Source organism: Oenococcus kitaharae, assembly GCF_025758695.1.
Lineage (GTDB): Bacteria > Bacillota > Bacilli > Lactobacillales > Lactobacillaceae > Oenococcus > Oenococcus kitaharae_A.
In genome coordinates this window covers 74,382-86,251 of record NZ_JANJQP010000001.1, presented here as the reverse complement: position 1 = coordinate 86,251, position 11,870 = coordinate 74,382, and the positions used below count along the sequence as shown (strand labels likewise).

The window sequence follows — 11,870 nt, the reverse complement described above, 5'->3', positions numbered from 1 at the left end:
CTTAAAATGATACGAACACCTGTTCGTATGTCAAGAGATTAAAAAAAATCTCAATCATTTGTTCGTGGAAACAAACAATCGAGATTTTGATGACACATTTTGCAGCATACGGCCTAATTTCGGACTTGGCATAATTTCATAAAGACGCTGAGCAGCGATAATTGAGGCCGTTTTTTCTTTGTCCAGCATCCGCTCTCCAGCAATTTCAGCATCAATAATCAATAATTCTCCTAAGTGCCAGCTGGAATGCTCTGCATGCAGGATTTTAAAGGCCCGTCTTAAATATTTTTGTGCCTTCTCGGGGTTTTGATTCATTAAAGCATGTTCTGCTAAAGCTTGATACATACGTACATAGCCATGCATAGAACTGCTAGCCAGCTCATTGTTTCTGTCGTTTTTCGACAACAAAAATTCTTCAACATTTTGAAAACACACACTGGCTTTATAAAGATCATTTTTCTGCTGCCAAATTTGTGCCTTAATCGTATGAACTAAGGCGTGATATAAAGGATCTTTATCTTTGTCGGGAATTTGCATCAGCTGATCACACCAAAAAGAGGCATCCTCAATTTGACCGCTATGGAAGTAGGCTGAAGCCTTCAGATAAAGCAGCCGCTGCTTATCTTTGGGAAACACGAAATCATTCTTATTAACCTTTTCCAGGCCATCAAACACACGACGATAATGTTCGTTGTCCAATTCTTTTTGCAAATTATTCAAAGCCGAAGATGCTGGATTTATTGACATCACATCTTCAAGCGATAGATGGAGGCGATTCATAATCTCCTCTAAAATCCTCATACAAGGCAACGCGCCAAAGCATTCCAAAGAACTAATCGTTCCCTGAGACGCGATCCCATCCGCAAGCTGCATCTGGCTGAGTTGCATCTCTTTTCTCCTCTGCCTAAATATTTCTCCGTTAATACTAACCATAAATTATTCTTTCCTAACGACAAACTTAATTTATATGATCGTAACAAGGATTAAAAATATAGTCAAGCGTTGAACAATAATTAAATAAGTTAATAAAAAAATCGCTCTGCATAAGCAAAACGATTTTCAAATTACTTAGTCATCAATTTCAGAAACAGTGCCGGCACCAACAGTATGGCCACCTTCACGGATAGTGAACTTCAAACCTTTTTCAATTGCGACAGGCTTCATCAATTCAACAGTAAATGTTACATGATCGCCAGGCATAACCATTTCAACGCCTTCAGGCAATTCTACGACACCAGTAACATCAGTCGTATGGAAGTAGAACTGAGGACGATAGTTAGTGAAGAATGGCGTATGACGGCCACCTTCTTCCTTAGTCAAGATATAAACTTCACCCTTGAACTTCTTGTGGGTCTGAATCGAACCAGGCTTTGCCAAAACTTGGCCACGTTCGATATCATCGCGGTTGATACCACGAAGCAAAGCACCGATGTTATCACCGGCTTCACCAAGATCCAAAGTCTTACGGAACATTTCAACACCCGTAACAACAGTGTTCTTAACTTGATCTCTTAAGCCAACAATTTCAACAGTATCATTGATCTTAACAGTACCACGGTCGATACGGCCAGAAGCAACAGTACCACGACCAGTGATTGTGAAGACATCTTCGACAGGCATCAAGAATGGCTTATCGATATCACGAACTGGTGTTGGGATATATTCATCGATAACATCCATCAAGTGCAGAATAACTTTTTCCTGTTCAGGATCGCCTTGAAGAGCCTTCAAAGCAGAACCACGGATAACAGGAATATCGTCACCAGGGAAATCATATTCAGACAAAAGTTCACGAACTTCCATCTCAACAAGATCAATTAATTCTGGGTCATCAACAAGGTCAGTCTTGTTCAAGAAGACAACGATGTAGTTAACACCAACTTGACGGGCAAGCAGAATATGCTCACGAGTCTGTGGCATAGGACCATCAGTAGCAGCAACAACAAGGATAGCTCCATCCATTTGTGCAGCACCAGTGATCATATTTTTAACATAGTCAGCGTGGCCAGGCGCATCGATATGTGCATAGTGACGCTTTTCAGTTTCGTATTCAACGTGGGCAGTATTGATCGTGATTCCACGTTCACGCTCTTCAGGAGCGGCATCAATTGAGGCATAGTCTTGGGCTTGCGCAAGGCCCTTTTCAGACAATACCTTAGTGATAGCTGCAGTTAAAGTGGTTTTACCGTGATCGACATGACCGATAGTACCAATGTTAACATGCGGCTTAGTTCTTTCGTAATGTTCCTTTTCAGCCAATTTGGTTTCCTCCATTTTTTGTAGTTCATCTGATAAACGATGTAGGCTTAAAATTTTAAGCTTATACTTTATGGCAAATTGCACTAAAAGTAAAAAGCCTTAACTATTATACAAAAGTCAGCCTAAAAAACAAAATATCTTGCTTTTTTAAACTTTTGTTAACTATAGATTGCAATGACATCGCCAGCTGCAAAGCTAATTCTAACATCTTGGCCCTCAATAAACTCATTGGATGCAAAGACACAGGCTTTATCTGACGAAAAATCATGCAGTTCATACTTGGCAGCCGCAATTGAAAAGTGCTGAATGCCATTCAATGTTGCAAAACCCAGATATTTCTTCTGATAAAAATCAGAAATCACATAATCGCCAGCATGATAAAAAGTAACAATATTGCCAGCATCAAATAATCTAATCTTGGGCAGCAGCGGCGCATAACGATCCTGAAAAATATTCAGCAGATTATCCAATTCATGATCCAAACGGCCGCCGGTCATTCCGAACAAATTAATTGTTTGATACTCACTGATATCAAAATGACTTAGAACACGCTGCAAGGCCAATTCTGTATCAGTGAAATCTTTCTCCGGCTTTGCCTGCTGAAAATCATCGGCATTAACGTGTGCTTTCACAAAAGCCAGCTGGTCAGCCGTCAGCGAGTCAAAATCACCGATCGCAGTTAGAGAGGTTACCCCCTTTGTCACAAGATAATAAGAACCGGCATCTACGCCGATCCAATCAGCATCAGCAGCTAAAAAATCGGAAAAATTATCCGGTAAAACCGTTGTCGGCCCACCTGCTAAGATGTTAATCGACTTCAAAATCCGTAGCCTCAATCAGTTTTTTCACTTTGGCTGCTGGATCTACTTTGTCATAGACATATGAACCGGCAACAGCTACTGTCGTGCCAGCTTTGTAGGCTTCAACAATTGTCTTGCCATTCACACCGCCATCAATCTCAATATCAAAATTCAAGCCGTGACTCTTCTTGTAATCACGCAACTGAGCCACTTTTTCGATTTCTTCAGGCAGGAATTTTTGTCCGCCAAAACCAGGATTCACGGTCATCACCAAAACCTGATCAACCATATATAAGACAGGTTCGATCAAAGCAACCGGTGTACCCGGATTAATCACAACCTCAGCACGAGCACCAGCATTTTTGATCATTTGCAGTGCGCGGTGGATATGCGGCGTTGCCTCAACATGAACACCGATAATATCAGCACCAGCATCAGCGAAAGTATCAATGATCTTTTCGGGATGATTCACCATGAGATGAACATCCAAGGTTAATTTACTGCCGCTGGCCTTGATCTGTTTGACCCAATCAGGGCCATAAGAAATACTGGGAACAAAGTCCCCATCCATAATATCGATATGCAGATATTTTGCACCCGCGTTTTCGACTAATTTTATCTGTTCTCCTAAATTTAAATAATCAGCTGCCAAAATTGATGGCGCAACAATAACACTCATTTTTTCTCCTTTTTTTCAAACAAACAACAAATCCGCTGAGCGGCCTTAATTTGACGAACTACTGGATGAACTACTGGATGAACTACTATCCGGTGTGCCGCTGGAATAGATCAAGTTAATCGTATCAGTTCCGGGAATCACTTGTGACCCTTGTGCGAACGACTGGCTAATTAATTTCCCATTTTCAATCGTAGATGAACTTTGATAATTGATCGAAATAGAAACTTTGTTGCGGCTTCCCCAGCTTTCAGCTTGGTCACGCGTCATAGATGTGAAATTAGGTACTGTGATCTTGCTGATACTACGGGCAACTTGCAGGACAACCGCTGTGGTTGCAGAAATTTCAGTTCCTGCACTTGGATTTTGGCTGATCACGTCGCCATCGTTATAATCGCTTGTCTGACTATAATTAATTTGCAATTTGATACCATTTTGCGTCGCCCATGCTTGAGCACTGGACAAATTACTAAAGGTCGGCACTGTAATCTTGCGGGTTCCCCTAGAAACAGTGAAACGGACAGTTGTACGATAAGGATCTACTTTTTTATCCGCCGCAATTGATTGCTTGATAATCTGGCCATTGGGTACTGAGTTGGAATAACTTTGTGTCCGACGCACCTTGTAGCCCTGATTTCTCAAAACATTAGCAACAGTCGAATAATCAGAACCAACATAATCGCCAAAAGTTAATTTGCGTGCACCATTTGACACGATTAAATCAATTTTGGTTCTTTTAGCAACATGTGTCCCAATATTCGGGTCGGATTTAATAATCAATCCCTTCTTAATCGACCTGGAAGTCGTTCGGCTGATATTACCAACTTCCAGATTATTGGACCTGATCAGGCGTTCAGCTGTACTAAGCTGCTGGTTGCGTGTATTAGGCACCTGAACATCACCCGGCCAAAACATCATGACGAGTATAACACCAAAACCAATAACCAAAAGGCCGGCCAGAATCCAAGGCCAGATGCGATGCTTTTTTTTCTTCTTGCCAATTAACTGCGACTGGTCTTCACTTGAAGTTTCCGCCATTGGTTGAGAGGGGCTAGTATTTGGCGAGGTTCTTTGGATACCGCTGGCAACTTGTGATTTCAAATCTTCCAAAGGAATGACGCGTGTCTGCGCCTGATCATCGATAAATGGCGGGAGTTTAGCTTCTTTTGCACGACGAGGAGACAAGCTAGTTCGCAGATCATTTGCCATGTCTTCAGCCGTCAAGTATCGATTATCAGGGTTCTTGGCTGTTGCCCGCATAATGACATTCTCTAAAGCCTGTGGAATGTTCGGATCAAGTGCTTTGGCTGACGGCATCTGTTCAGAAGAATGCTTCATCGCAATCGAAACCGCTGTGTCCCCTTTATATGGCACCTGCCCAGTCAGCATCTCAAACAAAATCACGCCCAGCGCGTAAATGTCAGATTTATTAGTCGCCATGCCGCCGCGAGTCTGTTCTGGGCTGAGGTAGTGAACAGAGCCTAAAACAGCATTCGTCTGCGTCATGCCGAATTCACTGCGAGCGATTGCAATACCAAAATCGACTATTTTAATCGAACCGTCTTTGCCAATAAGAATGTTCTGCGGCTTGAGGTCTCGATGAACGATGCCGTGGTTATGTGCCATAGACACAGCCGAAAGAACCTGTTCCATGATATTAATGACCTGAGCATATGGAATAGGAAAATACTGGGCAATATAGGTCTTTAAGTCCATGCCGTCAACATATTCCATGGCTAAGTACTGCATGCCGTCGTAAGAACCGGCTGCCAATACTTTTACGATATTAGGGTGAACCAGTTGTGCCGCAGCCTGTGCTTCTCTTTGAAAACGGCGCACAAAATCCGGATTATCCTGCAAATCCAAACGCAGCACTTTAATCGCAACCTGCTGATTATTCTGTGTATCGGTAGCAAGATACACATTAGCCATGCCGCCTTCGCCGAGAGGACGGACAATCTGATATCTGTTTGCAAAAATTGAACCAGGGTTCATCACTTCTCCTCCGTGAATTGCGACATCAGCAGCACTGTCACGTTATCAAATCCGCTTTGCTCATTCGCCATACTAATTAATTGTGCCACCATTTCACTCAACGACTTATGTTTGGACTTAATGACATGCAGGATGTCTGCTTCTTCAACCTGCTTGGTCAAACCATCCGTGGCAAGCATGATAATGTCGTTATTCGTGACACGGTGTTCGGCAAACGACATCTCTGTCTGAGCATTTAATCCAAAGTAACGGGTAATGCTTTGATGATGGGGTATTTTATCCACCTCTTCTTGCGAAACCTGGCCGCGTTTTAACAGTTCATTGCCAAAAGAATGATCAAAAGAAAGCTGTTTTAAATTCCTGCCGTTAAATACATAAGCCCGCGAATCACCCAGATTACCGACTAAGACATCAGATTTAATCGCGATTGCCAGTACCATGGTTGTGGCCATTTTTGACAAATCGCCAAAACGTTTGCCGGCTTCCAAAATGCGGTGGTTTTCTTCCTTAGCCTTGCCGGAAATCCAATCCTGCGCCGCCTGAATGGATGAAATGTCCGTCTGCTGCCAGCCGAACCCAAAATTATTAACCACCATTTCCGCAGCAACATCACCGCCTTTTTCACTCGTGACGCCATCAGCAACTACGGCTAATTTGTACTGGCTTTTATTCGTGAAAATCCCGACAAAGTCTTGGTTTTCTTTTTTTCTTGTTCCAATATCACTTAAATAGGCGATTTGCATAAGTTATCCGTAATGTTATCGTAACATTATATCTCATTTGTCTTGCTGCCAACATTAAATGTTCTTCCCTGGCCATTTAAAAACGCAGCCACAGTCATCACTTTCTTGCCAGCCGGTTGCAAACGTTCCAGTAAAACGATCCTGCCATCGGCTGCTGTGATACCGAATTGTCCCTTATTTTTGATAGAAAGTTGTCCAACTTGTCCGATTTTATCGCCAACTTTAGCTGACAAGAGTTTGATCCTCTGATCTCCCAACTGAAAAAAAGCACCCGGGTGCGGTGAAAGCCCGCGGACAAGATTAACGACTTGCTCAGCAGACTGCCGATAAAAATTAATTCGCATCAGCTGCTGATCAATTTTAGGCGCTAAGGTAGCAAGCGAGTTATCCTGAGGCTGCCCTTTCGCCTCGCCTGTCACTAATTTAGGCATCGTTTTTAATAATAAATTGCATCCTAAAACAGCCATCTTGGCAAACAGACTTCCGGCATCATCCGATGCTTCAATGGCGAGCCGGTCAGTCGCGATCACATCCCCAGCATCCATTGCTTTAACCATATACATAATCGACACGCCAGTCTCTTTATCACCATTGATTAACGCCCAATTGATCGGCGCCGCACCGCGATAACGCGGCAGCAAGCTGGCGTGTACATTGATAGCAGCAATTTTGGCTGATTTCAATAATTTCGTTGGGATGAATTGCCCAAAAGCTGCCGTCACCAAAAAATCAGCTTGTAATGCGATCAATTCAGCCATCTCCGGAGAACCTGACAACTTTTCCGGTTGAAAGACCGGTAATTCATGAGCCACAGCCAGCTGCTTTGTTTGTGTCTGAAGTTTGACCTTTTTTCGACCAACAGGCCGGTCAGGCTGGCTGACAACGGCAACAACATCAAATGCCGGATCATCGACCAAACCTGCCAAAACACTTTTGCTAAAATCTGAAGTTCCAAAAAAAATTACTGAATTAGCCATTAGATAAATGATACCGGATCTCGATCAATACTTAAATAAATATCATGCGGCAGACGGTCGGAAAATACTGATTGCAGATCTGTTAATGTCCTTTCTAAATTTTCGTCCTTCTTGTATTTTAGGATAATTTGGAAATAGTAGCGATTACGTAATTTTGCAATGGCTTTCGGTGTCGGCCCCAGCATAATCGTTTGTTGTGCCAACCTGCCCTTAATAAAATCAGCTACGGCATCAATTGCCTGACTGGCCATAAATTGATCCGGCCCGTCCACGGCAATTTGCAGCGTGTAGAAATAAGGAGAATAATCCGCTAAATGGCGTAAGGACATTTCCTTTTTATAGAAACCTTCATAATCCTGTTTGGCGGCATACTGTATCGCATAGTTATCCGGATTAAAAGTCTGAATAATGACTTGACCGCTTTTACCAGACCTCCCAGAACGGCCGGCAACCTGAGTCAGCAGATCAAATGTCTTTTCACCTGAACGATAATCCGGCAGATTCAAACCAGTATCGGCATTGAGTACGCCGACTAAAGTCACTTCGGGAAAATCCAGTCCCTTTGCTACCATTTGCGTACCCAACAGCACATCATATTTCTGCTGGCCAAAATCACGCAGAATTTTTTCCAGGCTGCCTTTTTTGCGTGTTGTATCCTGATCCAAACGTGCAATTCGAACATTGGGAATCAAAGCCTGCAGTTTGGCTTCAATCTTTTCTGTGCCGCTGCCAACATAACGGATTTGAGAACTCCCGCAGACTGGGCACTTGGTCGGAATTGCAGTCTCGTAGCCGCAATAATGGCATTTTAAAGAATGACTGTCCATGTGAAGCGTCAACGACAGATTGCAGTTCGGGCAATGCGGCACGTAACCGCAATTTCGGCACATCACAAAAGAGGAATAACCACGGCGGTTTAACAGCAGAATTGTCTGTTCTTTTGTGGCCAAACGCTGCTTGACAGCATCTAACAAATCCGGGCTGAAATCACTGTCGGCGTGTTCTTTTTGCCAGACTTCGCGCATATCGACAATCGACACCGCTGGCAGCATTGCGCCGCTGACGGCTCGATGATCCATATGTAATAGCGTAAACAACCCCCGTTGGGCACGGGCTCGCGACTCCAAACTAGGCGTCGCTGAACCGAGCAAAGTCACAGCACCGTGAAAACGAGCCCGCCACAAAGCGACATCGCGCGCATGGTAACGGGGATTATCTTCTTGTTTGTAATTGCTTTCGTGCTCTTCATCAATAATAATCAAGCCGATATTGTCTAATGGTGCAAAAATAGCAGAACGCGTCCCAATCACAATCTTAATTTGGCCTTGCCGTATCTCCTCCCATTGATCCAAGCGTTGGCCATCAGAAAGGCCTGAGTGAATCAAAGCCACTGCATCAGAAAAACGCGCTTTGACTCGGCGAATCATCTGCGGCGTCAAAGCAATTTCAGGCACTAAAAGAATCGCGCTGCGCCCTTTTGCAATGGTTTTCTCTATTAATTGCAAATAGACTTCAGTCTTGCCCGAACCGGTGATCCCTTCTAGAAGAAAAGTCTCCTGCTTTTGGCTATCAATCGCCTGAGCAACCCGCTGGAAAACTTTTTCCTGATCCGGATTAAGAGCAATGGCCTGGCTTTTGGCGACTGAAATCGCGTGAACAGGGTTGCGCGTCACTGGCATCTGTTTGGCTGTCAGCCAGCCTTTTTTCTCAGCGGTTGTCAGACTAGCGGGTGAAATATCAAGGATTTCGGCCAGCTCTTTGGTCTGAAAATGATCGTCTGTGTGCTGCTGCAAAAAAGCCAATAATTTTTTTTGTGCTGCCCGATGCCCTTTGTCATCGAGCAAATTGGTCAATTGGTGTTCACTTAGTGCATTTGACAGGACTTTGACGGTCTTGGCTCTATTTTTTTTAGCGATGGTCGTGGTCTGCACGATTTTGCCTTGACTGATCAGCTGATTCAATACTTGCAGCTGTCTAGTGTCATATTGCTCAGGCAGAAAATTAATCTCATCCTTGTCTAAAAAGAACTGTTTTTTAATATCATCCGGCAGCTCACCGACTATTTTCAATCCTTTTAGATATTTGGCTTTAAAGGCGTTAGGCAGCATGGCTTGGATGACTTGGATACGATAAGAGAAAACATAACGGGCCAGCCAGTCCGAAAGTGCCAGCATTTCTTTGTTCAGTAAAGGTTTCTCATCAATAATTGAATGAATTTCCTTTAAGTCATAATCACTGTGGGATATATCCTGAACTGCAACCACAAAGCCCATCAAATCGCGCTTGCCAAAAGGAACCCGAACACGATGCCCGAGCAGATCAAAATCAATCAAATCTTGCGGAATTAAATAGGTAAAAGGCTGATTTGTCTGTTTTGTCGGCAAATCGACGATCACAGAAACAGTTTTCAATATATCTCCTTGAATGCATAATGAGCTTGGTAATAATTGGCCATCAATTCGCGCAAAATGCCGTGAAAATCAAAGGATACCTCGGCTGATTGCAACGAATGAAACCAAGGCAGAAAATAATAATGGTCCAAACTGGCAATTTCATAATGTGCATCAGGATCGACATCTGCTTTTTGAATGCCGAAAAATAGCATCTCACCAAAGGTATCGCCGCGAAAACCTGATCCATTTATATGCAGATTAAAAAGATGATCGCGCTGAGACTGGACCTCATCAAATAATTTTAGCAGGACGCTGCCGTCAATGTCGATTTTCATCGGATTGATTGTGTGCGGCATATCGGTTAAGAGTGAAAAGGCATTCAAGGGCCCTGCAGAAAGATCTTGAAGGAACATACCAGTTGACAGCATCGCAATCTGAGTATGAAAGTTGGCCATCAAAGCTTGGGCACAATCAGTTACCTGCTGCTTGCGGCTGCGTTTGGCCGGCAAAAATGCCATGACTTGATCCGCCAATAATTCTCGTCCCGTATGCTGCCAATTGCTAATAAAACGGCTTTCTGAAGCGACTTCCGGCAAATCTTCGAATTTAATCGTGTGTGCAGCTTGTGCAACAATGGCGTGATTATCAATTTCTAGCGTGACCTCGCCCACATTTTCACCATATTTCCCCGCCGCAGCTAATAAAGACCGATTGATGCGCTGGCCATGCGGCAATAAATGATGCGTATGAGCACCCAAAATAACAGAAAGCTCGTTAAAATGGTCAGCTAAAGCCTGATCAGTAGGAAGCCCCAAATGCGAAAGCAGAATACGGATGTCCGATTGAGCAGTTACCCGCTGCATCAAAGAAGGCAGGACATCAAGCGGCTGAACCGGCAGCCAATCGTTTAAGGGATAAGTAGATTCATAGGCCGCTGTCAAGCCGAAGGCCGAAAGTCGTGTACCGGCCGGCGTCACAAAAATCCGGTAAGCTTCTGCCCAGTCCGGCAATTGGCGATTGTTTTCTAAGATATTATCCAGTAAAACAGCAAACTTGCGCTGTGAATACAGATCTTCCATACGGTCATGCGGTAAGGCTAATCCCTCATTATTACCAATCGTCACAGCATCGTAGCCGGCATCGTTTAATAAGTCAGTATTGGCTTTGCCCCAACTGGCCTGCGTATTGGCATCAGACCGATCAATAAAATCGCCGATATCGAATGTCAGAACAAAGTGGCCCTGCGCCTGCAAAAAAGCCCGTCGCGTTTTTAGCCAGTTGGCAATCCTAGGCCAATGTTCAATATGGCTGTGCAAATCGTTTGTGTGCAGAATTGTAATGAATTCATGAGCCAAAATTATCGCCTTTTTGCAAAATCATCGGATTTTGCCTTGATCAAATATTCAATTTTCTCCATAGAAAGGGGTGCACCGAAGATTGGTTTCATTTCTTTGGGAAAATAATCAAAATCTGCAGAGTCAATGCCAACATTGATGTTTTCTTTAATATCAATCGAGCTGTGATGAATATGGCCATGAAGGTTGATACTATTTTTCGTGATACCGAAAATCAGCGGGTAATGTGTCAAAAAATATTGTCGATGGTCATATTTAAAGTAGGCGCCGACATCCTCGAAGGCAAATTTATCTGCACCATTTTCGGATTTGAAATTATGATTATTCAGATACTTGAAGAAATCATGGCTGTCATGGTTGCCCTTGACGAAAATCAGGTTGCCATGCAGATTTGTCAAAAGGTCCAGCATCGCCTCTTTGCTGCCTTGCCGATAGAAAACGCCGATATCGCCGCAATGATAAACCGTATCTTCCGGCTGAACAGTCTGATTCCAAGCGTCGACAATGGCATCATTCATTTCATTGACCGAAAGAAAGTGCTGCCGTTCAGGAGCAAAGTGGGGATGTCCTAATAGAGCAGTGTCAAAAAAATGTGTATCCGAGGTCACAAAGATCATAAACTAATCTTATCAATTTTCAGAAATATTCAAAATTTTCCTTTTTTAATGTGAA

10 protein-coding genes are annotated in these 11,870 nt (G+C 43.4%); all 10 read right to left on the bottom strand.

All coding sequences use genetic code 11. The features are described 5' to 3' along the window. Nucleotides 1–54: 54 nt before the first annotated feature. Nucleotides 55–888: an XRE family transcriptional regulator gene (locus tag NRF22_RS00450; protein ID WP_263778657.1), complete on the bottom strand. Its 834-nt coding sequence runs from the start codon at nucleotides 886–888 to the stop codon at nucleotides 55–57. A 180-nt stretch (nucleotides 889–1,068) separates the two neighbouring features. Next, complete coding sequence (gene tuf, locus NRF22_RS00445) at nucleotides 1,069–2,259, bottom strand: elongation factor Tu (RefSeq protein ID WP_007746813.1); 1,191 nt, start codon at nucleotides 2,257–2,259, stop codon at nucleotides 1,069–1,071. 158 nt (nucleotides 2,260–2,417) lie between these two features. Continuing rightward, the gene (locus NRF22_RS00440) at nucleotides 2,418–3,080 is read right to left on the bottom strand and encodes a thiamine diphosphokinase (RefSeq protein ID WP_263778656.1); all 663 of its coding nucleotides are present in this window, start codon (nucleotides 3,078–3,080) and stop codon (nucleotides 2,418–2,420) included. Further along, on the bottom strand, nucleotides 3,067–3,738 hold the full coding sequence (gene rpe / locus NRF22_RS00435; protein ID WP_263778655.1) for a ribulose-phosphate 3-epimerase: 672 nt from the start codon (nucleotides 3,736–3,738) through the stop codon (nucleotides 3,067–3,069). The genes NRF22_RS00440 and rpe overlap by 14 nt, the downstream gene beginning before the upstream one ends. A gap of 45 nt (nucleotides 3,739–3,783) precedes the next feature. Next, nucleotides 3,784–5,730, bottom strand: a complete 1,947-nt coding sequence (gene pknB, locus NRF22_RS00430; RefSeq protein ID WP_263778654.1) for a Stk1 family PASTA domain-containing Ser/Thr kinase — start codon at nucleotides 5,728–5,730, stop codon at nucleotides 3,784–3,786. Then, complete coding sequence (locus tag NRF22_RS00425) at nucleotides 5,730–6,473, bottom strand: protein phosphatase 2C domain-containing protein (RefSeq protein WP_263778653.1); 744 nt, start codon at nucleotides 6,471–6,473, stop codon at nucleotides 5,730–5,732. The genes pknB and NRF22_RS00425 overlap by 1 nt, the downstream gene beginning before the upstream one ends. Nucleotides 6,474–6,499: 26 nt before the next feature. Beyond that, nucleotides 6,500–7,450 carry a methionyl-tRNA formyltransferase gene (gene fmt / locus NRF22_RS00420; protein ID WP_263778652.1) on the bottom strand — a complete coding sequence of 317 codons (951 nt, stop codon included), beginning with the start codon at nucleotides 7,448–7,450 and terminating at the stop codon, nucleotides 6,500–6,502. Next, the gene (gene priA / locus NRF22_RS00415; protein ID WP_263778651.1) at nucleotides 7,450–9,861 is read right to left on the bottom strand and encodes a primosomal protein N'; all 2,412 of its coding nucleotides are present in this window, start codon (nucleotides 9,859–9,861) and stop codon (nucleotides 7,450–7,452) included. The genes fmt and priA overlap by 1 nt, the downstream gene beginning before the upstream one ends. Further along, complete coding sequence (locus tag NRF22_RS00410; protein WP_263778649.1) at nucleotides 9,858–11,198, bottom strand: bifunctional metallophosphatase/5'-nucleotidase; 1,341 nt, start codon at nucleotides 11,196–11,198, stop codon at nucleotides 9,858–9,860. The genes priA and NRF22_RS00410 overlap by 4 nt, the downstream gene beginning before the upstream one ends. Before the next feature lie 2 nt (nucleotides 11,199–11,200). Continuing rightward, nucleotides 11,201–11,815 (bottom strand): metallophosphoesterase, encoded by a 615-nt coding sequence (locus NRF22_RS00405; RefSeq protein WP_263778648.1) that lies wholly within the window; start codon nucleotides 11,813–11,815, stop codon nucleotides 11,201–11,203. Between the last annotated feature and the right edge of the window lie 55 nt (nucleotides 11,816–11,870).